We start from the raw sequence: 23,007 nt of genomic DNA on the forward strand, positions 1-23,007 counted from the left end.
AGCACAACGCCCCCGGTCATCCGCGCGAGCGGATGCCGGGGGCATCGTCGTCGACCACCGAACGAGCCAGAGTCTACGAGGCGAGGCCCAAGACATCAGGAGCTCGCGCGTGTTTCGTCGTGCGCCGAAAACCCATGGCCGATAAGACATCGGCTCGTTTCGGCGATCGATCGCCGCGCATCGTTACCCGTGTCACGTGAACAACGAAGCGTGCGAGCGATCACGAATGTTCGCCGACTTCAGGCGAACCCATGACCGATCGGAAATCGGCACGTTTCGATGCGCTCGCCCGCGACCCGCGTCGGCCCGGATGCGCGGAGAGCTCAGGCGGTCACAGCCCGAAGTCCGATGCATCGAGCCAAAGGGGCGACGGCATGTTCTTCTTGTACGACGGGTGGATCAGATCGAGCTTCGCCTTGAAGTCGTTCCAATCGGTGCTCAACTTCATGAGCGTCACCACCGACCCGAGGTGTTCACGCAGCTTGGGGTATCCGACGCTCGTCGTCAGGTGCTGGAAGAGCTTGCCAGACTTGCCTTCGGCCTTCTTCTGAGAGGCCTTCAGTTCATCCCGGACGCCCGGAGCGAGCCGGTCATACACGATGTCGTTGGTCAGGGTTCCGAAGTACTGAGGTCGCTGTACCGACATCGGGTCGTACTCGATGCCGCGCAGGCGGAACATCTCGCGGTAGTACTCGGGAGGGAACGTCTTGACCCAAGGCTGAAGCTCCTTCGCGACGAAAGCCTCGAGGATCCGAGACAGGGCGTCCTTCGTCCGGATCTCCTGATAGCCGGTCGCTTCGTCGACGAGAGCGATGATGCCGACGTGCGCGAGGGCTCGAACGAGCAGTTCCGCCTGTGCGGCGATGTGGCGCTGGTTGGGCGGCAGCGCATTCTCGCTGCGCGCTGCGAGGTAGATCTCGCAGATCGTCGGAAGGAGATCTGCACGGTACCCGTTCGCACGGACGCCCGAGGGGAGTCGGAACGAGACCGGTTGAGCCAGTTCGACGACATCATCCGGGATGAAGCGCCGGATCGACTTGGCGCGAAGAATCGGCGGAAGGCTCTCGTCGGAACCCTCTGCACCCGGAATACGCCGAGAACGCCCGATGGCGTGAAGCATGCTCGCCTGCGTGATCACCCGGGTGTCGTCGTCGAGCACGTAGCACTCGATCTCGACATCGCCGATCACGAGAGGGGTATCCGGGGATCCGGCCAATACATCGCGGATCTCGCCCTTGTTCGCCCAGCGGGCGGCTGACGCACGCCGTGCGATTTCGGATCGCTCCTCGGGTGTCAGTACTGCCGCACGCGCGATGCCGCCAGCGGCCTTTCCGGTAGTGGTGCTCTCTGTCATTCGCTCGCCAACCAATCTCGCTCGAAGATGCTTGCATGTGACCGTCGTGCAAGCAGTATCGCACGTTATGCATGCATTCGCCAGCGATGGGGTCGGCGCGCCGCTCGCCGATGACTGTCAGAGCGGTGTCATCGCGGCGATGCGATCGAGGTTGAGCACCGCCACGAGCTCCTGGACCTCGCCCGTCGACTTCAACACGATGAGCGGCTGCTCGCCGATCGGCACGGGCTCGTCTGCCGGACGCTCGCGCAGTACGAGGTACGCGTCGGCGTCTTCCCAGCCGTGCGCGGCGATGTCGTGGCCGGTGGCTCGCCTTGCGAGCTCGCGGGCTTCGTCGAAGCTGATCACCTTTGCCTCTCTCGTGCGCACGGCGTGAGCACGCTCGTGAGCACGCCGCTGCGATTACCACCCGTCTCGGGTCGTCTCGCTGAGTCTCCCCACGTCTCGGAGCCCGTGCGAATCCTTGAGACGAGACGAGACGGCGCGAGACTGAAAATACCCGATGAGACGCCATTTCTCTGACTGTAAATCAGCTGGCATAGCCTTCGGGGGTTCGAATCCCTCACTCGCCACCACGTGAAAGCCCCGGTCCGCCGGGGCTTTCGTCGTCTTCGGCGACGGATGTCGCGTCCGGCCGCGGTCCATGCAGGGGCGATCGTGGTCGGGGCGGATGCCGCGGCGAGGCGTAGCGTTGGGGGCATGACGCCTGACGCCGGCCACGCGGCATCCGCAGACCTGCTCGCCATCGCCCGACGGATCGCGCTCGACGTCGCCGAGACCGCGCTCGAGGAGCGTCGCCGCGGCATCGCCGTGGAGGCGACGAAGTCGACGCCGACCGACGTGGTCACGGCCGTCGACCGCGACACCGAGGCGCGCATCCGGTCGATGATCCTCGACGCCCGGCCCGACGACGGCATCTTCGGCGAGGAGGACGACACGCACGTCGGCACGAGCGGACTCAACTGGGTCGTCGACCCGATCGACGGCACCGTCAACCTGCTGTACGACATCCCGGCGTGGTCGGTGAGCATCGCCGTGGTCGACGGGCCGCCCGACCCGGAGCACTGGAACGCGGTGGCGGGCGTCGTCGTGAACCCGGTGTCGGGGGAGGTGTTCGCCGCGTCGGCGGGCGGCGGTGCGCACCTCGGCGACCGCGAGCTGCGGGTCAACACGGAGGTCGCACTGCCGCAGGCGCTCGTCGGCACCGGCTTCGGATACGCCGTCGACCGGCGGCGCAGCCAGGCCGAGGCGCTGCTGCACGTGCTGCCGCGCGTGCGCGACATCCGCCGAATCGGATCGGCTGCGCTCGACCTCGGCGCGGTCGCCGCGGGCCGGCTCGACGCGTTCTACGAACAGGGCCTGAACCCGTGGGACCACGCCGCCGGCGCGCTGATCGTGCGCGAGGCGGGCGGCCGCGTCGGCGGCCCCGACGGCGGTCGCGAGAACGATCGACTGCTGCTCGCCGCGGCGCCGTCGGTGTTCGACCAGCTCGCGGCGCTGCTGCACGACGCGGGCGTGCCGGCCGACTGAGCCGGCGGCACCGGGCTCTCCACAGGGGCGTCCGCGCGCGACTCGCGTTCGCACACCGACATGGCGCCGCGGCGACGGAGCGGTTACGCTTTATCGATCCGTGACCTTCGACCGCGTTCGAAGGTGCGCGGCCGAAGGTCCCCCGATCCCGAGCCGAAAGTCCCCCCACGTGCCCGAGACCCCCCTCGTGCCCGACGGTTCCACGCCAGGCACTCAGGCCCATTCGCGGCCTGAGCGACCCCTGACCCGTCGCGAACTGCGGGACCGCTCCACCTCGTCGGCCGAGCCGGCCGGCCCTCGGGCCGGCATGGACTCGGCCTTCGGCGTCTCCGGGGGAGCCTCGTTCGAGTCGTTCGAGTCGTTCCTCCCGGGCCGGGGGGCAGCGCCCGCGCCGTCCTCGGCGGGGTCATCCTCGATGTCGGGCCGAGCGGATGCCACGGGGCCGCTGCGTCCGCGCGAGCGTCGTGAGGCGCCCGCAGCCCCGGTCGCGCCGGCCGCGCCGGCCCCTCCGGCCGCGAGCTCGCGCCGCCTCCGCCGCGAGGCCGAGACGCTGAGCGGGGAGCTCGCGCACGTCGCACCGCGTCCGACCTCTGCTGCCGCGTCGCGGGCGCCTGCGGTTCCGGAGCGGCAGGGTCCGACGTCAGCGGCGGAGTCTGCGCCGGTTGCGCCGCGGACGGGCCGTCGTGCCGCGCCGGCTGCGGCGCCCGCTGCTGCGGCCGCGCCCGCTGATGCTCCCGCGCCCGCTGCTGCGCCCGCGCCCGCGCGGGCCATGTCGCCTTCCCCTGCCACCGCGGCACGCCCCTCGCCGGTCGAGCGGCCCATCGCCGAGCGGCCGGCCTCGATGCGTCCGCTGCAGCCGCCCGTGCCGCGCGTGATCCCCACCGATTCGCCTCGCCGCGAGGAGCAGCCCGCCGCACCGCGGCAGGAGCGTCCCCGCGACCTGCGCGCCGAATCCACCGACGACCTCTCGGCCGTGCTCGCCGCTGCGGCGAACACGGGCCGTGCGCCCGAGGGGCTCGAGTTCCGCGAGTTCGATGTCGAGCCGCCGCGGGAGCGTCGCCCCGCGGCCGCGCCCGCGCGTCCGGCACCGGGCGCGCGTGGACCGCGTCACGAACCTGCACCGGCCGCTCGCCCGTCGGCATCCGCCCGTCCCGCGGCCGCGCCCGCCGTCGACGGAAGTCCGGCCGCCGACGTCGCCCCGAGTCCGCGCCCGTCCCGCCCCGCCGAGGGGCATGGACCCGCTGAGGCGCCGGCCGCGCAGGCTCGCGGACCTCGCGACGACCGGGCCCTCGACCGTCGCGTCGTTCCCCGTTCCGCCGAACCCGCACGCTCCGGCGGCGGCGAAGCTCGGCCCTCCGCGTCGGATGCGCGTCGTCCCGACGTCCCGGCCCGGTCGGCTGCGCCGCGCGACGTGACCGAGCCCGCTCCGCGGCGCTCCGCCGCCTCGCCGGCCGCGGCATCCCGCCCGGCGCCGCGCCCCGCGGGCCGACCGGCCCCGCGCCGCACGCTGCGCCGAGCGATCACCACGCGCGTGGCGAGCCTCGTGGCGATGAGCTTCGTCGCCCTGCTCGCCGTGGCGACATCCGTGCCGTCGCTGTCGCTGCTGTCGCCGGCCGACGTGCAGGCGATGGCCCTCGGCGACACGACCGTCGCGACCCTCGACGGGCAGCGCGTCGACATCACCGGCGGCGCGACGGCCGCCGCGGTCGGGCGCGAGGGCTACCAGGCGCAGACCATCGAGGAGTACGCGCGCGCGGCCGGCATCCGCCCCGAGGCGACGTTCACGAACAACCCGCTCGGCACCATCCAGTGGCCGTTCGCGGTCGGCGTGCACATCGGCGACCGGTTCGGGTACCGCAACTGCGCCGGCTGCTCGACCAACCACCGCGGGCAGGACTTCAACCCGGGCGACGGTGCCGAGATCCAGGCGATCGCCGACGGCGTGGTGTCAGTCTCCACCGACGCGGGCGGGTCGCTCGGCGCGGTCACGATGATCGACCACGTGATCGACGGGCAGACCGTCACGAGCGTCTACGCGCACATGCAGTACGGCACCCGCCGATTCGAGGTCGGCGACCGCGTCGAGGTCGGCGACGTCGTCGGCAACACCGGCAACACCGGCATGTCGACCGGCCCGCACCTGCACTTCGAGATCCGCATCGGCGGCGTCGGCGGCACCCACGTCGACCCGCTCGAGTGGCTCTGGGCCAACACCAATTGACGGATGCCGCGGGCCCGCCGCCCGCTCCTTCCCCTCGCTCCGGATGCATGAGAATCCGGCCATGAGCTCCTCATGCGGGCCCCGCGTCCGGAATCTCATGCATCAGTGAGTGCGGTTCTCCACAGTCCCCACCGATCCGGCGGATGAGGCCGTGCGGGTCGGGCACACTCGACCCGTGTCCACGCCCCTGGCCCACCTGCGATCGGCGGGCGGCATCCTGCCACTGGCTCGGCTGGTCGAGCTGGGATGCACCCGAGACCAGGTGCGGGCGGCCGTGCGCGCCGCCGAGATCGATCGTGTCCGCAACGGATGGTTCGCCGCTCCGGACGCGCACCCGGACCTGATGCGCGCCGTGCGGGTCGGCGGAACGGCCACGGCCACCACCGTCGCGCGCATGCACCGACTGTGGGTGCATGGCGACGCCCGGCTTCACGTGCGCGTGCGCCACTCCACGGGGAGGCTGAGCTCGCCGACCGACCGGCGTGTGCCGCTCGACCGCGAGGAGCACGGCGTCTGCGTGCACTACAGCACGCGCGGCGGTCTCGACCGAGCCCGTGATCCGCTCACCCTCGCGCTTGCCGAGATGTTCGCGTGCACCGATGCCGCGACGACGCTCGCGACCGTCGATTCGGCGATCGATCGAGGCGTGCTTCAGATGGAGCACCTCGATCTGCTCCGGGAGTGGATGCCGCGGTCCCGTCGACACCTGATCGATCGGGTGGATCCGGGATGCCAGTCAGCTCATGCGTGCGCGAACGCAACGGGGGCGGATGCCGCAGCATCCGCCCCCGTCGTTCGCGCTACGCGCGCAACCAGACCGTGGTGTCGGCCGGCAGTTCGCCGCCCGACACGTCACCGCTCGCGAGCAGCACCTCGCCCGCGGGCAGGGCCACGGGGGTGGAGCCGGTGTTGCCGATCACGGTGACCCGGCCGTTGCGGAACGCGAGCACGTCATCGCCGAACCCGTCGAGCCACGCGACGGAGCCCGTCGCGAGACCGAGTTCACGGCGGAGGCCGAGCGCGGTGCGGTAGAGCTCGAGCGTCGACCCCTCGGCTCCGCGCTGGCGGTCGCGGGCGAGGGCGGCCCATTCGGCGGGCTGGGGGAGCCACGCGGCATCCGTCGGCCCGAAGCCGTACGAGGGGGCGTCGGCCTCCCACGGGATGGGCACGCGGCATCCGTCGCGACCGTACCGTTCCCCGTTCGTGCGGAACCAGGTCGGGTCCTGGCGCGCGTCATCCGGCAGGTGGATCGCCTCGGGCAGGCCGAGCTCCTCGCCCTGGTAGATGTAGGCCGAACCCGGCAGGGCGAGCATCACGGATGTCGCGGCGCGGGCGCGGCGCAGGCCGACGACCGGGTCGGGCAGGCCGGCGCTCTTCGGGCCGATGCCGTGGCCCTGCAGGCTGTCGGCCTGCAGCGCGAGGCGCGAGGCGTGCCGGATCACATCGTGGTTCGACAGGACCCAGGTCGAGGGCGCGCCGACCGCGCCGAACGTCTCGATCGAGTGGTCGATCACGTTGCGGAGCGCGGGCGCCTCCCACGGCGTCTCGAGGTAGGCGAAGTTGAACGCCTGGTGCATCTCGTCGGGACGCACCCACTTCGCCACGCGGGTGAGCGGGTCGACCCAGGCCTCGGCGGCGAGGATGCGCTCGCCGGGGTAGCCGTCGAGCAGCTTCCGCCAGTCGCGGTACACCTCGTGCACGCCCTCCTGGCCCCAGTACGGTGCGCCGTCGCCCTCGTCGTGGATTTCGGGCTCGAGCGGCACGCCGGCTTCGAGGCCGTGCGCGTTGCCGCCCATCGACCCGGCGTCGGCGGGCGGGGTGTAGTCGGGCAGGCCGTCGGCCTTGATGAGGCCGTGGGCGACGTCGACGCGGAAGCCGTCGACCCCGCGGTCGAGCCAGAAGCGGAGGATGCGGCGGAACTCCTCGCGCACCTCCTCATTGGTCCAGTCGAAGTCGGGCTGCGAGCTGTCGAAGATGTGCAGGTACCACTGGCCGGGGGAGCCGTCGGCCTCAGTGACGCGGGTCCACATGGAGCCGCCGAACACTGACTGCCAGTTGTTCGGCGGCAGCTCGCCGTGCTCGCCCTTGCCCTCGCGGAAGATGTAGCGGGCGCGCTCGGGACTGCCGGGCGCTGCGGCGAGGGCCTCCTGGAACCAGACGTGCCGGTCGGAGGAGTGGTTCGGCACGAGGTCGACGATGACCTTGAGGCCGAGCCGGTGGGCCTCGGCGAGCATGTCGTCGAAGTCGGCGAGCGTGCCGAACAGCGGGTCGACGTCGCAGTAGTCGGCGACGTCGTATCCCGCGTCCTTCTGCGGCGACGCGTAGAAGGGGGAGAGCCAGATCGCGTCGACTCCGAGGTCGGCGAGTTCGGGCAGGCGAGAGCGGATGCCCGCGAGGTCGCCCATGCCGTCGCCGTTCGCGTCGGCGAACGACCGGGGGTAGATCTGGTAGATCGCGGCGGTGCGCCACCATTCGGAAGTCATGAGGGAAGATCCTAGGTCAATCTGAAAGCGTTTGCAGATCTGGAGTCCGCGCAGTTTCCTGAGTAAGCGGTATCGATCCGATAACACCGAGTTGTCAATGGGACCTTGACAGGGTATACCTGAAACCGCTTGCAATCACGATGCGAGCGACATCCAAACGGAAGAACGGCCTTTCGAGCACGGTGCGCACGTCACCAGGCGAAGGCGCCGGTCTCACGCACACTGAGAAGGGCACACACCAATGCGGGTGAACAAGAAGCTGTTCGCGGCCGGCGCCGTCGCCGTCGTCGCGACCCTGGGGCTCGCGAGCTGCGCGAGCGGCGACGCCGACAACGGCGAGAACGGCGGCTCGGCCGAGGGCGGCACGCTGACCGTCTGGGTCGACGCCGAGCGCGTCGACGCGGTTCAGCCCGCCGCCGACGCCTACTCCGAGGAGAAGGGCGTCGAGGTCGAGATCGTCGGCAAGGACGTCGCCACCATCAAGGACGACTTCATCCAGCAGGTCCCGACCGGCGAGGGCCCCGACATCACGATGGGCGCGCACGACTGGCTCGGCGAGCTGTCGACGAACGGCGTCGTGGCGCCGCTCGAGCTCGGCGACTCGGCCGGCGACTACCTCGACGTCGCGATCAACGCGGCGACCTACGAGGGCACCGTCTACATGCTCCCCTACGCGGTCGAGAACATCGCGATCCTCCGCAACGCCGACCTCGTCCCCGAGGCCGCAACGAGCTTCGACGACATGATCGCCAAGGGCCAGGCCGCCGGCCTCGACAAGCCGTTCGTGGTCGAGCAGGGTGCCGAGGGCAACCCCTACCACCTCTACCCGTTCCAGACGGCCTTCGGTGCTCCGGTCTTCGGCACCAACGACGAGGGCTACGACCCGACCGACCTGCAGCTCGGCAACGAGGGCGGCATCGAGTTCGCGAACTGGCTGGGCAGCCAGGGCAAGAACGGCGCCGGCAACTTCAACACCGACATCGACGGCGACATCGCCAAGCAGGCGTTCCTCGACGGCACTGCGGCCTTCTGGCTGACCGGTCCGTGGAACGTCGGTGCCGCGACCGACGGCGGCATCAACGTCGCGATCGACACGATCCCGAGCCCCACCGGTGAGGCCGCCTCGCCGTTCGCCGGCGTCAAGGGCTTCTTCGTGAGCTCGGAGTCGGACAACAAGGTCGCTGCGAACGACTTCCTCGTGAACTACATCGGCACCGAAGAGGTCCAGCTCGACCTGTTCGAGGCCGGCAACATCCTGCCCGCCCTCTCGTCCGCGGCCGAGACCGCCTCGAGCGACCCGATCATCGAGGGCTTCGCGGCCGTCGGTGCCGAGGCCGTCCCGATGCCCGCCATCCCCGCCATGGGTTCGGTGTGGCAGTACTGGGGCATCGCCGAGGCCTCGATCATCAACGGTGAGGACCCGGTTGCGACCTGGGAGAAGCTCGCCGCCGATGTCCAGGCTGCGATCGACGCCAAGTAACGACTGAGCGCTCCGGGTCGGATGCCGCGACGGCATCCGGCCCGGGGCACTCCCGTTCCACGAGAAGAGCGAGCAAGATGAGCAGCATGATCGACGAGGACGTCGCGGCCGATCCCGGGGCCGACAGGAAGCCGACGAAACGGCAGCGCCAGGCGGCGAAGATCGCCGACGCGGCATCCGGCAGCATGAAGGCCTTCGTCGTCAAGCTCGTGCTGATGGGCCTCGTCGACGCGATCGCGCTCTACGCGGTGTTCATCCTCGCACTCCAACGCGAGTGGATCGTGCTCGGCGTGATCGTCGCCGTCACGGTCTTCGTCAACTGGATCTACTTCTCGCGCCGCCGACTGCCGGCGAAGTACCTCACGCCCGGCATCATCTTCCTCTCCCTCTTCCAGGTGTTCGTGCTCCTCTACACGGGGTACGTCGCCTTCACGAACTACGGCACCGGGCACAACGGCTCGAAGGAGCAGGCGGTGAGTTCGCTCATGGCGGCCTCGCTCGAGCGCGTGCCCGACTCGCCCACCTACCAGGTCACCGTCGTCGACCAGCTCGGCACGCTCGGCCTCCTCGTCACCGACCCCAACGGCGACGTGCAGCTCGGCACCATGGAGCAGCCCCTCGCCGAGGTCGACGGCGCCGAGATCGAGAACGGCAAGGCCGTCGCCGTCGACGGATGGACCACCCTCTCGTTCGGCGAGGTCATCTCCCGCACCGACGAGATCACCGAGCTGGCCATCCCGGCCTCCGACGACCCGAACGACGGCGCGCTGCGGACGCCCGACGGGTCGAACGGCTACCTCTACACCTCGAACCTCGAGTACGACGAGGCCGCCGGCACGATGACCGACCTCTCGACGGGCACCGTCTACACCGACATCGGCACCGGCGCCTTCGTCGCCGACGACGGCCAGGAGCTCCGTCCGGGCTGGCAGATCGTCGTCGGCTTCGACAACTTCCTCCGCGCGGTCACCGATCCGCGCCTCGCCGGGCCGCTCGTCTACGTGACGCTCTGGACCTTCGCGTTCGCGCTCATCTCGGTCGCGTCGACCTTCTTCCTCGGCCTGTTCCTCGCCATCACCTTCAACGACCTGCGCATGCGCGGCCGCAAGGCGTACCGCATCGCGATGATCCTGCCGTACGCGATCCCGTCGTTCCTGTCGGCGCTGGTCTGGGCGGGCATGATGAACCAGAGCTTCGGGTTCATCAACCAGGTGCTCCTCGGCGGTGCGTCCGTCCCCTGGCTGACGGATCCGTTCGTCGCGAAGATCTCCGTGCTCATCGTGAACCTGTGGCTCGGCTTCCCGTACATGTTCCTCGTGTGCCTCGGCGCGCTGCAGTCGATCCCCGACGACGTGCAGGAGGCCGCTACGGTCGACGGCGCCAGCTCGTGGAACGTGTTCCGCCTGATCAAGCTGCCGCTGCTCCTCGTCAGCGTCGCCCCGCTCCTGATCGCCTCGTTCGCGTTCAACTTCAACAACTTCAACGTGATCTACATGTTGACCAATGGCGGGCCGCGAGATACCGGCGCCCCGATCCCGGTCGGCTTCACCGACATCCTGATCTCGATGGTCTACAAGGTGGCGTTCACGGGCCAGACGCGCGACTACGGGCTCGCGTCGGCGTACTCGATCATCATCTTCATCGTGGTCGCGGTGATCTCGATCATCGCCTTCCGTCGCACCAAGTCGCTCGAGGAGATCAACTGATGGCCGAGCCGCGTCCCATCTCCGGCACCGAGACCGGACTGCTCCAGGGCGAGCTCGTCGAGCAGCGCGCCGCCGTGAAGGCGGGCGGCGACCCCGAGCTCACCCGCGAGGCCGCGCCGAAGCGGCCGTTCAGCTTCGGCCGCTGGTTCAAGGCCACCGGATGGCGCCACCTGGTCGGCATCGTCGTCGTCGCGTTCGCGCTCTTCCCGATCGTGTTCGTCATCTCGTCGTCGCTGAACCCGACCGGCACGCTCACCGGCTCGAACGCGCTCTTCTCGCAGATCGGACTCGACGCGTACGCGCGCATCCTGACCAACCCGCAGGTGCCGTTCACGACGTGGTTCGGCAACACGATCCTCATCGCGGGCATCACGGCGCTGCTGACGGTGTTCCTCGGAGCCCTCGCGGCGTACTCGTTCTCGCGCATGCGCTTCACGGGCCGCCGCTTCGGGCTCATCTCGATCGTCGTGATCCAGATGTTCCCGCAGATGCTCGCGGTCGTCGCGATCTTCCTCGTGATGAGCGCGATCAGCGACTGGTTCCCGGCCATCGGCCTGAACACGCACATCGGTTTGATCATGGTGTACCTGGGCGGCGCGCTCGGCGTGAACACCTACCTCATGTACGGCTTCTTCAACACCATCCCGTCGTCGATCGACGAGGCCGCGAAGATCGACGGCGCCGGCCACGCGCGCATCTTCTTCACGATCATCCTGCGGCTGGTCGCGCCGATCCTCGCGGTGGTCGCGCTGCTGTCGTTCATCTTCTCGGTGAACGAGTACGTGGTCGCGTCGGTGATCCTCATCGACACCGAGAAGCAGACCCTCGCCGTGGGCCTGGTCAAGCTGGTGTCGAACCCGCGCTACGCCGACTGGGCCGCGTTCTCCGCGGGTGCGGTCATCGCGGCACTGCCCGTCGTGCTCCTCTTCCTCTACCTGCAGAAGTACATCGTCGGCGGGCTCACGGCGGGTGCCGTGAAGTAGTCGACGCCGATTCCGGCGAACGGATGCCGCGTGCGGGCGACCGCGACGCGGCATCCGTCGTCTCGGCGATAGCATGTCGCTCGGCCCGCCCGCCCCGATCCGATGGAGCCCCATGGACGCCCCCGCCGCCCAGACCCCCGCCGTGCCGCCGGCGCCGCCCGCGACCGCGGCTGAGCCGCCCGTCGCTCAGGCGCCCTCGCATGCCGGCTACGGCTACGGCTCCTCGTACGGCGCGCCCGCGGGCTGGGCTCCGGCGCCGCCGCGGCAGAACGTGCTGGCGTGGGTGGCCTTCGCGCTCGCCTTCGGCGGCCTCATGCTCGGTCCGCTCTCGTCGATCGCCGGCGTGGTGTGCGGGCACATCGCCCGGCGGCAGATCCGCGAGCGCGGCGAGCAGGGCGACACCGCGGCGCTCGCCGGCCTCATCGCCGGCTACATCGTGACGGCCCTGTGGGTCGTCGGCATCGTGCTGTACGTGCTGTTCATCGTGGCGATCATCGCCTTCTCGGCGACCGCTGCGGGGGCGTCCGCGATGCCGTGAGATCGGCGTCGCCGCCGATTTAATGGTGGCGCTCCGAGGTGATATCCTCGTGTGGTTGCCGCGCGAGCGGCACTGCCCCGATAGCTCAGTGGTAGAGCACTTCCATGGTAAGGAAGGGGTCGTCAGTTCAATCCTGACTCGGGGCTCTGGTTCCTCCGGATCCGTCCGGAGCGACCTTGCGGCGGGGTAGCTCAGGTGGTTAGAGCACACGGCTCATAATCGTGGTGTCGCGGGTTCGAGTCCCGCCCTCGCTACCGTCAACGGTCCGGTTCCCTCTCGTGGTGCCGGGCCGTTCTCGTTGACCCGCCCTCCGCCTAGCGGATCGAACGGCTTCCGTCGACCGCCTTCAACGCCCCGCCCTCCCGGCCTACCGTGGCGGGGAGATGAGCGGAGTGGGCATGCGGAACCAACCCGGGAACCCCGCCGGGGAGAGCCGGAGGACGCTCGAGGCGCCTGCGCGGGGGCGCGACACGCTGTCGCGCGGCCGACGTGCCGCGCCCCTTCCCGAACGCGAGCGGGTCGACGCGGCCGAGCGACTCGCGGCTCGGCTCGATCGGCCGATGGGCGTCCTCGGCATCGTGTTCCTCTTCGTGGTCCTGGACCAGGTCCTGGCGAGCGATCCGGTGCTCGTCACCGTCTTCTCCGTCCTCGGGTGGATCTTCTGGGGGATCTTCGTGGCGGAGTTCGTCCTGCGGGCGGTCGTCGCCCGCTCCATCGACTTCTGGCGTCGAAACTGGTGGCAGGTCCTGTTCCTCGCCGTGCCGTTCCTGCGCTTCTTCCGTGCGCTTTCGGTCATCCGCGTGGCTCCGGTGGCTCGACTCGGCGGAATCCTCACGGCGGGCGTGCGCGGCTCTCGGTCCGCCGGTCGGCTCCTGTCGGATCGGATCGCCTGGCTCGCGGCCGTCACGGCGGTGGTGATCCTGGCGGCCAGCCAGCTGCTCTACCTGCTCGGCGACGGCATGAGCTACGGCGAGGCGCTCTACCAGGCCGCGCTGTCGACGGTGACGGGCGCCCCGCTGGAGGGCGACTCCGTGTTGACGCGCATCCTGCACGTGGCGTTGGCCGTGTACTCGGTGGTCGTCTTCGCGACGCTCGCCGGTTCGCTCGGCGCCTACTTCCTGGAGAAGCCGGCCAGGACCGGGCGCCCCGACGCGACGGGGGCCGCCGCAGACCCGACTCGCAGCGGAGGTCGGCATGGGCAGTGAGACGAACCTGACCCTGGCGCTCTTCGGCGGCGTCGTCCTGCTCCTCTCCCTCTTCTCGTCCGCCTTCCAGCGGATGAGTCTCCCGGGACCCGTCCTGGCACTCGTATCGGGCGTGGTCATCGGACCGTTCGCCCTCGACCTGCTCCGGATCGAGGATCTGGCCGAGGACCCGCGGATGCTGCTGGAGGAGGGCGCCCGACTCACGCTGGCCGTCGGCCTCGCGGGCGTGGCCCTGCGACTGCCGCACGGCTACTGGCGTCGGAACCTGCGCTGGATCCTGGTGATCATCGGCCTCGGCATGCCGCTCATGCTGGTCGTTGCGACCGGTGTGCTGACGGTCGCGACGGGCACCCCGTTCCTGCTCGCCCTGTTGATCGGCGCCATCATCACGCCGACGGACCCGGTCGTCAGCACCCCGATCGTCACCGGCTCGCTGGCGGAAAAGCGCATCCCGGAGCGAGTGCGCCACAACATCTCTGCGGAGAGCGGCGTGAACGATGGGCTCGGCTACCTGTTCGTCATGCTCCCCGTGCTCCTGTTCACCGCTCCGGATGCCGCTTGGCGCGATCTCCTCGGCACCGTGCTCCTCCGCGAGGTGCTCGGCGGCGCGGCGTTCGGCGCCCTCGCCGGGTATCTCCTCGGCAAGATCTTCACCATGGCCCGCCGGCGGAAGCTGATGGAGGAGAGCGCGTACCTGGGGTTCCTGGTCCCGTTGGCGCTCGCCGTGCTGGGAGTGGCGAAGCTCATGGGGACGAACGACCTCCTCGCCGTGTTCGTCGCCGCCGCAGTGTTCGGCCAGGTGATCCCGCAACGTGACGAGGCGCAGGAGGACAAGGTGGAGGACGCCGTGAATCGCCTGTTCCTGCTGCCAATCTTCGTGCTGTTCGGCATGGCGCTGCCGATCGAGGAGTGGCTGGCGCTGGGCTGGTCGGTTCCGCTCGCCCTCCTCGCGGCGGTGCTCCTGCGGCGCCTGGTCACCATCTGGAGCCTCAGGCCCCTGATCCGCGGCCTGCACACGCGACCTGAGACGTTCTTCCTGAGTTGGTTCGGGCCGATCGGAGTCTCGGCCCTCTTCTACGCCACGATGGCCGAACGACTCACCGGAGACGAACGGGTGTTCGTGCTCGTCAGCCTCGCCATCACCCTGTCCGTCGTCGTGCACGGACTCACGACCGCTCCGCTCAGCGCCTGGCTCGACCGTCGGCGGAACCGAAACACCCACGAAACGCGTCCGACCCATTAGTATCACTTTGATCTGTTTCAATGACGCGACGATCAAAGGGAGCGCCACATGAGTCTGACCATCGCCGGCCTGCAGCACGCGGGCGTCGAGGGGGACGTCGACGCGAACCTCGCGATCATCGCCGAGGCGGCGCGCGACGCATCCGCGCGCGGCGCCCGGTTGCTCGTCACCCCCGAGATGTTCGTGACCGGATACAACATCGGCGACCGTCTGGCGCCCCTCGTGACCGCCGACCTCGTCGACCGCGTCGCCGTCATCGCGGCAGAGGTGGGAATCGCGATCGTCGCCGGGCTGCCCGAACGACTCCCCGGCGGCGGCATCGCGAACGCGGTCGTGCTCGTCGACCAGCACGGGGAGGAGCTGCTCCGGTACCGCAAGACGCACCTCTTCGGCGAGCTCGATCGCGCGCTGTTCGAGGCGGGCGATCGCCTGCCCGATCCCGTCGAGCTCGACGGGGTCCGCCTGTCGGTCCTCATCTGCTACGACGTCGAGTTCCCGGAGACCGTGAGGGCGGCCGCGCTCGCCGGCGTCGATGCCGTGATCGTCCCCACGGCCCAGATGGAGCCCTTCGGCCACATCGCCGAACGGCTGATCCCGGTCCGTGCCTGGGAGAACCAGATCCACGTGGCCTACGTCGATCGCAGCGGCTCGGAGGGCGAGCTGCGGTACGTCGGCCTCAGCAGCATCGTCGGCCCGGACGGCGAGATCCTCGCACGTCTCGGCGGCACCGACGAGAGCGGCCTCATGATCGCCACGATCGATCCCGAGGCCACCCGCCGCGCACGAGCGGCGAATCCGTACCTCGTGGACCGCAGGCCCGCGCTGTACGCACCTGAGCGGTGACCCCGCCCACCGCCTGCGCACCAGCACCTTCCCAACGATCCCCCTCGGACGCCGCGGCGCCCCCCACTGCAGAAAGCGACCACATGACCGTCTCTCCCATCGCCGAACCCCGCGCTGGCCAGCGCGCGCGGCTCGACGGACAGCTCGGCACGAGCGCCATCGTCTTCATGGTGATCGCCGCGGCGGCACCGCTCACCGTCATCGGCGGCAACGTCCCCCTCGCGATCGGCGTCGGCAACGGCGTCGGCGCGCCGGCCGGGTTCATCCTCGCCGCCGTCATCCTCCTGCTCTTCTCGGTCGGCTTCGTCACGATGACGCCGCACGTCCGCGAGGCCGGTGCGTTCTTCTCCTACGTCACGGCGGGGCTCGGGTCCCGCGCCGGGCTGGGAACCGCCTTCACCGCCCTCGTGGCCTACACCGCCATCCAGGTCGGCATCTACGGCTACATGGGGTGGGCCCTCGACGACCTCGTCACGTTCTTCGGCGGTCCGTCGCTGCCGTGGTGGCTCTACTCGTTCGTCACGATGGCGGTCGTCGCCGTGCTCGGGTACCGCCACATCGAACTGAGCGCGAAGGTGCTCGGCGTCGCGCTGGTGCTCGAGATCCTCGTCGTGGTGGTCCTCGACGTCGCCATCCTCGCGACCGGCGGTGAGAGCGGCCTCGCGCTCGAGAGCTTCGACCCCGCCAACATGTTCACGACCGGGCTCAGCGTCAGCGTCCTCTTCGCGCTCACCGGGTTCATCGGCTTCGAGGCCACCGCCGTCTTCCGCGACGAGGCTCGGAACCCCGAGCGCACCATCCCGCGAGCCACGTACCTCGCGGTCGTCATCATCGGCGTGTTCTACGCGGTCTCCTGCTGGGCGCTCGTCACGGGCGTCGGCGCGGGCAATGCGGTCGCCGTCGCCCAGCAGACGCTCGCGGGTGAGGGGAACCTGCTCCTCGACACCACCACGCAGTACCTCGGGCCGATCGTGCGGGACGTCGTCCAGGTCCTCCTCATCACGAGCCTGTTCGCGTGCGTCCTCTCGTTCCACAACGTGATCGCGCGGTACCAGTTCACGCTCGCGCACAAGGGCGCGATGCCCGCGGCGCTCGGACGTCGGCACGAGAAGCACCACTCGCCCGCGACCTCCTCGCTCGTGCAGACGGCGACCGCCGCCATCGTGCTCGCCGTCCTCGCGCTCTCGGGCCTCGACCCCCTCGTCGGCGTCTTCGGCTCGATGGCCGGCGTCGCGACGGTGGGGATGGTGCTGCTCATGCTCGTGACCTCGATCGCGGTGGTCGTGTTCTTCGCGCGCCGCCCCGAGCTCGGCGCAGGGCGCGCCTGGACCACCCGAGTGATGCCCGTGGCCGCGGTCGCCGGCCTCCTCATCGGGATGTGGCTCGTGCTGTCGAACTTCACCCTCGTGACCGGCGGGAGCCTCGGCGTGAGCATCATGCTCGCCCTGGTCCCGGCCATCGCCTTCGTCGTCGGTATCCTGCTGGGCAGGCGGTTCCCGCTCCACGCCGCGGCGGACGACGAGGTCGCGGAGGTCGCCGCAGCAGACCGCGGCTGAACGCCGACCCCGGCATCCGCCACCGCGCCGGATCGCACCCGAGCCTCGGAAGGAGTCCTCGATGGATCTCTCATCCGAGCCGCTCGGTGCGATCCGGCGTTCGGGGGCGGTCGACACCGTGCGGGCGCGCATCATGCTCGCCGTCGAGCTGGGGATGCTCGCGCCCGGCCAGCGACTCCCGTCGCCCGAGGAGACGGCGAGGGCGTTCGACGTGAGCGAGATGTCGGTGCGCCGCGCGTATCGCACGCTCGCCGACGAGAGTCTCGTCACCCGCCGTCGCGGCAACAGCGGCGGCACGTTCATCGTCGACGAGCCCCACGTGGGCGACCTGCCCGAGATCGAGGCGTACCGGGCCGATGCGCAGCACGTCCACGACCTCATCGACCAGCGCGCCGTCCTGGAGGCCGGACTCGCCGGGCTCGCGGCGCACGCCTGTCCGGCGGAGGACCTGGCGGCCCTGACCGATCTCGTCGAGCGCATGCGCACGGTGCCGGACTGGGCGGGCTACCGGGAGCTCGACGCCGAGTTCCACGACCGCATCGCCCGCATCCCCGGCGTTGCGGCGGCCGCCCTCCTGCACCACCGACTGTCGCACGAGCTGTACGCGTACTTCATCCCGTACCGCATCGACTACCTGCGGGCGTCGAACGAGGAGCACGCCCGGCTCGTCGACGCCCTCGCGGCCGCGGATGCCGCCCTCGCGAGCCGCCTCACGTTCGAGCACATCGTCGAGCTCCACGAGTCGATGTACGTGGGCCTCGGGGAGCGGGAGACGCGCGGCGACTCGCGGCATCCCGACGCGCCCACCGACGCGCGGTGATGCGGCCCGGCCGGGTCGCTCGGTCGCCGGAGGCGGAGGCGGAGGCGGAGGCGGAGGCGGGGATGCCGTCGCCGCCGACCGCTCAGGACCCGGTCGGCCCCTGTCCGATGCTGAGCCACTCGCCCGCGTCCTCGGCGCCACCCGGTCGGCCTGCGCCGCCCGCCGCTGATGCGCCCGTGCCCTTCATCGCCTCGAGCTGCCGGTCGATGTCGGACTTCGCCTGCATCGCGGCGAGCTGGCGCTCGATGTCGGCATCCGCGGGGGCCGTGAGGTCCTTCAGTGCGCCGCTCGCGAGCATCTCGTCGGTGGCCTGGGCGCGCGCCTGCATCTGCGCGACGCGGTCGCGAGCGCGTTCGAGGCTCGTGCCGACGTCGTGCATGCTCGTGCCGAGCCCGGCGACCGCCTCGTTGGCCCGCACCTGCGCCTCGGAGGCGGAGTAGGTGGCCTTGATGGCCTCCTTCTCGATGCGGAAGGCGGCGACCTGCTCGGACAGCTGGCGTTCGCGGTCCTGCAGCTGCTCGGTCTGCCGCTGCATGCCCAGGTACTGCTGCTGCAGGTTCGCGACCTGCCGCTCGATGAGCGCGCGACGTTCGAGGGCGGCGCGCGCGAGGTCCTCGCGGCCCCCGTCGAGTGCCTCCTGCGCCTGCGCCGCGAGTCGCTGGTAGCGCGCTCCGAGTTCCTGGCCCTGCAGGTCGATGCGCTTCTTCGCGGTCGCGACCTCGGCGAGGGCCTGCCGGACCTGCTGCAGCAGCTTGACCTGCTGGTCGTAGCTGTCGTCGAGCATCTCGCGGGGGTCCTCGATGCGGTCGAGGGCGCGGGAGGTCTTGCTGCGGAAGATGTCACGCATGCGCGACGAGTTGCTCATGGTGGTGTTCCCCTATCTCGAGCGGTCTAGGCGTCGGGCGGATGTCTCGGGGGAGACGTCGCCGTACGCGTCGCGCCCGTTGAGGGCGCGGAGTTCCTGGACTCCGGCGTGCAATGCGGACACCTCGCGGTCGACGTCGGCGCGCAGGGCCGCGAGGCTGTCGTCGGTGAGCCCGTCGAGCTGCGCGCCGACCGCCGCGCGGACGCGGCGGACGAGGGACACCAGCTGGTCGACGCGGCCCTCGGCGACCGGGAGGTCGCGGGCGAGGGCGGCGGCGTCGGTCTCGCTCTCCATGAAGCGCAGTTGACGGTCGAGGGCGTCGCCCTCCTGGGCGATGCGCCGGTGCAGGCGGTCGAGCTCGCCGCGCGGTCCGGCGCCCTGCGCCGCGAGTTCCACGGCGGCTCGTCCGCTGGCGAGCGAGTCGGCCAGTCGGACCCGGAGCCGGAGGACCTGTCCGCGCGGCCCGGTCGTGAACCGGGCGCGGGTGCGCAGGGCGCGGCCGGCGAGGGCGCGGCTGCGGCGGATGCGGCGGAAGACGGCGCGCACGACGAGCACCACGATCGTGATCGAGGCCACGGCCATGATCAGGAATGCGACGAGGATCCAGAGCAGGACCTCCACACGACCACCTCCAGCACGCGGGTCGCGCGGGACGAGTTCCGCGCGCTCAACTCGCGATATAACGCAATGTACGCCCCATCGCGGGTCGGGCGGGAGGGTTCCCCCCAAACTCTCGGGATCGCGACGGAATCGGCCCCGTCCGGTCGGGACTCCCCGCGGCTACGCTGGTGCGGGTGACGGATGCCGCACCCCTCGCCCCGCTCGGCCTGGGCCTGGCCGCGCTCGGCCGCCCGGCCTACATCACGGAGGGCCGCGACGACGACCTCGGCGGCGACCGGAGCGTCGAGGCGCTGCGCGCTCGCGCACACGCGATGCTCGACGCGGCGTGGGCCCGCGGCATCCGCTTCGTCGATTCGGCCCGCTCGTACGGGCTGGCCGAGGAGTTCCTCGGGTCGTGGCTCGCCGCCCACCCCGAACGTCGCGCCGACCTCACGATCGAGTCCAAGTGGGGCTACGAGTACGTCGGCGGATGGCGCATGGACGCCGACGTGCACGAGCGCAAGGAGCACTCGCTCGCGATGTTCGAGCGCCAGTGGCCCAAGACGCTCGCCGCGCTCGGCGGGGCTCCGGACGTCTACCTCGTTCACTCGCTCACGCCCGACAGCCCGGCGCTCGCCGACCGGGCGCTGCTGGGCCGCCTCCGCGGCCTCGCGGCGTCCGGCATCCGGGTCGGCGTCTCCACGAGCGGACCCAGGCAGGGCGAGGCGCTGGACGCGGCGCGCACCCTGCCCGATTCGCCCTTCACAGCAGTGCAGGCGACGTGGAACCTGCTCGAGCCGTCGGCCGGCCCGGCGCTCGCACGCGCGCACGACGCGGGCTGGCTCGTCGTGGTGAAGGAGGCCGTCGCGAACGGGCGGCTCACGCCCGCGGGGGCCGGGCTCTCGGCCGCGGCGCTCGCGTCAGCGGAAGGCGCGGCGCTCGACGCGCTGGCGATCGGCGCGGCCCGTGCCCGGCCGTGGGCCGACGTGGTGCTGTCGGGGGCGGTCACGCCCGAGCAGCTCGACGCGAACCTCGCGTCCGGTCCGACGGTGACGGATGCCGCAGCCCTGCCCGACCTCGCGGAGGACCCCGAGTCCTACTGGGCCGCCCGGAGCGCCCGTCCCTGGACCTGACCGAAGGGAGGCGGCCCCGCCGCATGACGAACGCCCCGGGCCGAAGCCCGCGGCGTTCGTTGCGATCCGACGTCCGACGGTCCGGGGAACGGGTCACCGGGCCGCCGTCTGATCGGATCAGACCCGCTGCGGGAGGATGTCGAACGCCACGCGTCCGTCCTCGGCCACATGGGCGTCCAGGGTCTTGTCGTCGAGCGCCTTCGCCGCGTTCTCCGCGAGGTAGACGCGCGCGCCCTCCTGCTCGACGACCGAATCCCGCTCCTCTGGAGCCGGCGCGATGGCGACGCCGAATTCGGTGCCGGCGGCATCCTCGGTGTCGATGCGGAGGCCGGCCCCGGCGGGGGCACCACTGCGGTCGACGATCTCCTTCACGACGGTGCTCGCCGATGGGGTGAGAGTCAGCATGTCGTTCCTCCTCTGATCACGAGCCTCCAACCCTTCCGAACGGCCGCAGGCGACGCGACCCCTTGCGGCATGGACGCGGATGGCGCACACTGGGCGCCCCTCGTCGCGAGGCGGCATCCGTCACGGCGCGGTGCGGCGGCACCCGGGCGCCGTTCAGGCGCACGGACTACCCTGAAGCGTGACTTCCGTGGATTCCCCCGTCGAGGCCGCGGCTCCCGAGGAGCCCGCCGCGATCACCTTCTCCGACCTCGGGCTCGAGGGTCCGGTGCTCAAGGCACTCGACGACGTCGGCTACGAGACGCCCTCCGCGATCCAGGCCGCGACCATCCCGACCCTGCTCGCCGGCCGCGACGTCGTCGGACTTGCGCAGACCGGCACCGGCAAGACCGCCGCCTTCGCGCTGCCGATCCTCGCACGCCTCGACGTGTCGCAGAAGACCCCGCAGGCCCTCGTGCTCGCCCCCACCCGCGAGCTCGCGCTGCAGGTGTGCGAGGCGTTCGAGCGGTACGCCGCCCACCTCCGCGGCGTGCACATCCTGCCCGTCTACGGCGGCCAGGGATACGGCGTGCAGCTGTCGGCGCTGCGCCGCGGCGTGCACATCATCGTCGGCACGCCCGGCCGCATCATGGACCACCTCGACAAGGGCACGCTCGACCTGTCGGAGCTGAAGTACCTCGTGCTCGACGAGGCCGACGAAATGCTCAAGATGGGCTTCGCCGAGGACGTCGAGACGATCCTCGCCGACACCCCCGACGACAAGCAGGTCGCGCTGTTCTCGGCGACCATGCCCGCCACGATCCGACGGATGTCGCAGCAGTACCTGCACGACCCCGAGGAGATCACGGTCAAGACGAAGACCCAGACCTCGGCGAACATCACGCAGCGCTACCTCGTCGTGTCGTACGCGCAGAAGGTCGATGCGCTCACCCGCATCCTCGAGGTCGAGAACTTCGAGGGCATGATCGTCTTCGTCCGCACCAAGAACGAGACCGAGACCCTCGCCGAGAAGCTCCGCGCCCGCGGCTACGAGGCCGCCGCGATCAACGGCGACATCGCGCAGGCGCAGCGCGAGCGCACCGTGAACCAGCTGAAGTCGGGCAAGCTCGACATCCTGGTGGCGACGGATGTCGCGGCCCGCGGCCTCGACGTCGAGCGCATCAGCCACGTCGTGAACTTCGACATCCCGACCGACAGCGAGCCCTACGTGCACCGCATCGGGCGCACGGGCCGCGCGGGTCGCACCGGCGACGCGATCAGCTTCGTCACGCCCCGCGAGCGCGGGCTCCTCGCGCGCATCGAGAAGGCGACCAAGCAGCCCATCACCCAGATGCAGCTGCCGAGCGTCGACGAGGTCAACGAGACCCGGCTCGCGCGGTTCGACGACCGCATCACCGCCGCGCTGGGCCAGGCCGAACGCATCGACGGGTTCCGCGACATCATCGCCCACTACGTGCGCAACCACGACGTGCCCGAAGCGGATGTCGCGGCGGCCCTCGCCGTCGTCGCCCAGGGCGACGCGCCGCTGCTGCTCGAGCCGGAGCCCGAGCGGCCGGTGCGCGAGCGGTTCGATCGCGACCGGGAGCGCCCGGACCGCGGCGACCGCGGCGACCGCGGCGGCGAGCGGCCGGACCGCCGTCCGCGTCCGAACACGCGGATGGCGCAGTACCGCATCGCCGTCGGCAAGCGCCAGCGGGTGCAGCCCCGCCAGATCGTGGGAGCGCTCGCGAACGAGGGCGGACTGCAGCGCGACGACTTCGGCGCCATCCAGATCAAGTCGGACTTCTCGCTGGTCGAGCTGCCCGCCGACCTGCCGAACGAGGTGTTCGACCGCCTCGCGGGCACCCGGATCTCGGGGCAGCTCATCGAGCTGCGACCCGACTCGGGTCGGCCGCGCCGGCGAAGCTGGGACGACGACCGGGGCCCGCGCCGCCCGCGCGAGTACGGTGACCGCCCTGCGCGCGGTCGCGAGGGCGACGCCGGCGAGGCGGCCGGGGGCGACGACCGACCCGCCCGCAAGCCGCGTCACTCCAAGCGCTGACGCC

General features: G+C 70.8%; 20 protein-coding genes and 3 tRNA genes. 16 read left to right on the forward strand and 7 right to left on the reverse strand.

The window, feature by feature from the left end:
• Positions 1-331: 331 nt before the first annotated feature.
• Both RH861_RS03210 and RH861_RS03215 read right to left on the reverse strand, forming a co-directional pair.
• On the reverse strand, positions 332-1,354 hold the full coding sequence (locus RH861_RS03210) for a P63C domain-containing protein (protein ID WP_310519720.1): 1,023 nt from the start codon (positions 1,352-1,354) through the stop codon (positions 332-334).
• 117 nt (positions 1,355-1,471) lie between these two features.
• Positions 1,472-1,702, reverse strand: a complete 231-nt coding sequence (locus RH861_RS03215; RefSeq protein WP_310519721.1) for a hypothetical protein — start codon at positions 1,700-1,702, stop codon at positions 1,472-1,474.
• Positions 1,703-1,834: 132 nt separating this feature from the next.
• Between RH861_RS03215 and RH861_RS03220 the strand changes: the two genes are divergently transcribed.
• The 3 genes from RH861_RS03220 to RH861_RS03230 all read left to right on the forward strand — a co-directional run bounded on the left by RH861_RS03220 (position 1,835) and on the right by RH861_RS03230 (position 5,105).
• Positions 1,835-1,929 (forward strand) — tRNA-Tyr (locus RH861_RS03220).
• Positions 1,930-2,053: 124 nt separating this feature from the next.
• The gene (locus RH861_RS03225; RefSeq protein ID WP_310519722.1) at positions 2,054-2,884 is read left to right on the forward strand and encodes an inositol monophosphatase family protein; all 831 of its coding nucleotides are present in this window, start codon (positions 2,054-2,056) and stop codon (positions 2,882-2,884) included.
• A gap of 769 nt (positions 2,885-3,653) precedes the next feature.
• Positions 3,654-5,105, forward strand: coding sequence for a peptidoglycan DD-metalloendopeptidase family protein (locus RH861_RS03230; protein WP_310519723.1), 1,452 nt, complete (start codon positions 3,654-3,656; stop codon positions 5,103-5,105).
• 70 nt (positions 5,106-5,175) lie between these two features.
• On the opposite strand, the gene RH861_RS03235 is transcribed toward RH861_RS03230, so the two are convergent.
• Together RH861_RS03235 and RH861_RS03240 are read right to left on the reverse strand one after the other, a co-directional pair.
• A complete protein-coding gene (locus RH861_RS03235) occupies positions 5,176-5,769 on the reverse strand; it encodes a hypothetical protein (RefSeq protein WP_310519724.1) in 594 nt (197 codons plus the stop codon).
• Between the two features lie 136 nt (positions 5,770-5,905).
• Positions 5,906-7,588 (reverse strand): glycoside hydrolase family 13 protein, encoded by a 1,683-nt coding sequence (locus tag RH861_RS03240; RefSeq protein WP_310519725.1) that lies wholly within the window; start codon positions 7,586-7,588, stop codon positions 5,906-5,908.
• Between the two features lie 241 nt (positions 7,589-7,829).
• On the opposite strand from RH861_RS03240, the gene RH861_RS03245 reads away from it, so the two are divergent.
• The 11 genes from RH861_RS03245 (at position 7,830) to RH861_RS03295 (ending at position 17,962) form a co-directional block, all read left to right on the forward strand.
• Entirely contained in the window at positions 7,830-9,068 is a 1,239-nt protein-coding gene (locus tag RH861_RS03245; protein WP_310519726.1) for a sugar ABC transporter substrate-binding protein, read from the forward strand.
• A gap of 86 nt (positions 9,069-9,154) precedes the next feature.
• Complete coding sequence (locus RH861_RS03250) at positions 9,155-10,774, forward strand: ABC transporter permease subunit (RefSeq protein ID WP_310520275.1); 1,620 nt, start codon at positions 9,155-9,157, stop codon at positions 10,772-10,774.
• Positions 10,774-11,757, forward strand: coding sequence for a sugar ABC transporter permease (locus tag RH861_RS03255; RefSeq protein ID WP_310519727.1), 984 nt, complete (start codon positions 10,774-10,776; stop codon positions 11,755-11,757). The genes RH861_RS03250 and RH861_RS03255 overlap by 1 nt, the downstream gene beginning before the upstream one ends.
• Before the next feature lie 112 nt (positions 11,758-11,869).
• Entirely contained in the window at positions 11,870-12,295 is a 426-nt protein-coding gene (locus RH861_RS03260; protein WP_310519728.1) for a DUF4190 domain-containing protein, read from the forward strand.
• 74 nt (positions 12,296-12,369) lie between these two features.
• Positions 12,370-12,441, forward strand: a tRNA-Thr gene (locus tag RH861_RS03265).
• A gap of 34 nt (positions 12,442-12,475) precedes the next feature.
• Positions 12,476-12,549, forward strand: a tRNA-Met gene (locus RH861_RS03270).
• A 144-nt stretch (positions 12,550-12,693) separates the two neighbouring features.
• Entirely contained in the window at positions 12,694-13,500 is an 807-nt protein-coding gene (locus RH861_RS03275) for a hypothetical protein (RefSeq protein ID WP_310519729.1), read from the forward strand.
• Entirely contained in the window at positions 13,490-14,743 is a 1,254-nt protein-coding gene (locus RH861_RS03280; RefSeq protein WP_310519730.1) for a cation:proton antiporter domain-containing protein, read from the forward strand. The genes RH861_RS03275 and RH861_RS03280 overlap by 11 nt, the downstream gene beginning before the upstream one ends.
• A 48-nt stretch (positions 14,744-14,791) precedes the next feature.
• Positions 14,792-15,586 (forward strand): carbon-nitrogen hydrolase family protein, encoded by a 795-nt coding sequence (locus tag RH861_RS03285; protein ID WP_310519731.1) that lies wholly within the window; start codon positions 14,792-14,794, stop codon positions 15,584-15,586.
• A gap of 83 nt (positions 15,587-15,669) precedes the next feature.
• Positions 15,670-17,142, forward strand: coding sequence for an APC family permease (locus RH861_RS03290; RefSeq protein ID WP_310519732.1), 1,473 nt, complete (start codon positions 15,670-15,672; stop codon positions 17,140-17,142).
• Positions 17,143-17,203: 61 nt separating this feature from the next.
• Positions 17,204-17,962 (forward strand): FadR/GntR family transcriptional regulator, encoded by a 759-nt coding sequence (locus tag RH861_RS03295; RefSeq protein ID WP_310519733.1) that lies wholly within the window; start codon positions 17,204-17,206, stop codon positions 17,960-17,962.
• A gap of 82 nt (positions 17,963-18,044) precedes the next feature.
• On the opposite strand, the gene RH861_RS03300 is transcribed toward RH861_RS03295, so the two are convergent.
• A complete protein-coding gene (locus tag RH861_RS03300; protein WP_248598080.1) occupies positions 18,045-18,827 on the reverse strand; it encodes a PspA/IM30 family protein in 783 nt (260 codons plus the stop codon).
• A gap of 12 nt (positions 18,828-18,839) precedes the next feature.
• A complete protein-coding gene (locus tag RH861_RS03305; RefSeq protein WP_310519734.1) occupies positions 18,840-19,448 on the reverse strand; it encodes a hypothetical protein in 609 nt (202 codons plus the stop codon).
• A 173-nt stretch (positions 19,449-19,621) separates the two neighbouring features.
• Between RH861_RS03305 and RH861_RS03310 the strand changes: the two genes are divergently transcribed.
• The gene (locus RH861_RS03310; protein WP_310519735.1) at positions 19,622-20,560 is read left to right on the forward strand and encodes an aldo/keto reductase; all 939 of its coding nucleotides are present in this window, start codon (positions 19,622-19,624) and stop codon (positions 20,558-20,560) included.
• A gap of 117 nt (positions 20,561-20,677) precedes the next feature.
• On the opposite strand, the gene RH861_RS03315 is transcribed toward RH861_RS03310, so the two are convergent.
• Positions 20,678-20,965: a hypothetical protein gene (locus tag RH861_RS03315; RefSeq protein ID WP_067950832.1), complete on the reverse strand. Its 288-nt coding sequence runs from the start codon at positions 20,963-20,965 to the stop codon at positions 20,678-20,680.
• Positions 20,966-21,143: 178 nt separating this feature from the next.
• On the opposite strand from RH861_RS03315, the gene RH861_RS03320 reads away from it, so the two are divergent.
• Positions 21,144-23,003, forward strand: a complete 1,860-nt coding sequence (locus RH861_RS03320) for a DEAD/DEAH box helicase (protein ID WP_310519736.1) — start codon at positions 21,144-21,146, stop codon at positions 23,001-23,003.
• Positions 23,004-23,007 lie beyond the last annotated feature (4 nt).

The sequence above is a fragment of the Agromyces indicus genome (assembly GCF_031432295.1).
Lineage (GTDB): Bacteria > Actinomycetota > Actinomycetes > Actinomycetales > Microbacteriaceae > Agromyces > Agromyces indicus.

Excerpts from the sequence above, each read along its gene's own strand:
- RH861_RS03230 (WP_310519723.1), top strand. The coding sequence starts at position 3,654 with ATGTCGCCTTCCCCTGCCACCGCGGCACGCCCCTCGCCGGTCGAGCGG.
- RH861_RS03315 (WP_067950832.1), bottom strand. The coding sequence starts at position 20,965 with ATGCTGACTCTCACCCCATCGGCGAGCACCGTCGTGAAGGAGATCGTC.
- RH861_RS03275 (WP_310519729.1), top strand. The coding sequence starts at position 12,694 with ATGCGGAACCAACCCGGGAACCCCGCCGGGGAGAGCCGGAGGACGCTC.
- RH861_RS03250 (WP_310520275.1), top strand. The coding sequence starts at position 9,155 with ATGATCGACGAGGACGTCGCGGCCGATCCCGGGGCCGACAGGAAGCCG.
- RH861_RS03290 (WP_310519732.1), top strand. The coding sequence starts at position 15,670 with ATGACCGTCTCTCCCATCGCCGAACCCCGCGCTGGCCAGCGCGCGCGG.
- RH861_RS03245 (WP_310519726.1), top strand. The coding sequence starts at position 7,830 with ATGCGGGTGAACAAGAAGCTGTTCGCGGCCGGCGCCGTCGCCGTCGTC.
- RH861_RS03260 (WP_310519728.1), top strand. The coding sequence starts at position 11,870 with ATGGACGCCCCCGCCGCCCAGACCCCCGCCGTGCCGCCGGCGCCGCCC.
- RH861_RS03240 (WP_310519725.1), bottom strand. The coding sequence starts at position 7,588 with ATGACTTCCGAATGGTGGCGCACCGCCGCGATCTACCAGATCTACCCC.
- RH861_RS03285 (WP_310519731.1), top strand. The coding sequence starts at position 14,792 with ATGAGTCTGACCATCGCCGGCCTGCAGCACGCGGGCGTCGAGGGGGAC.
- RH861_RS03255 (WP_310519727.1), top strand. The coding sequence starts at position 10,774 with ATGGCCGAGCCGCGTCCCATCTCCGGCACCGAGACCGGACTGCTCCAG.
- RH861_RS03280 (WP_310519730.1), top strand. The coding sequence starts at position 13,490 with ATGGGCAGTGAGACGAACCTGACCCTGGCGCTCTTCGGCGGCGTCGTC.
- RH861_RS03300 (WP_248598080.1), bottom strand. The coding sequence starts at position 18,827 with ATGAGCAACTCGTCGCGCATGCGTGACATCTTCCGCAGCAAGACCTCC.
- RH861_RS03210 (WP_310519720.1), bottom strand. The coding sequence starts at position 1,354 with ATGACAGAGAGCACCACTACCGGAAAGGCCGCTGGCGGCATCGCGCGT.
- RH861_RS03295 (WP_310519733.1), top strand. The coding sequence starts at position 17,204 with ATGGATCTCTCATCCGAGCCGCTCGGTGCGATCCGGCGTTCGGGGGCG.
- RH861_RS03225 (WP_310519722.1), top strand. The coding sequence starts at position 2,054 with ATGACGCCTGACGCCGGCCACGCGGCATCCGCAGACCTGCTCGCCATC.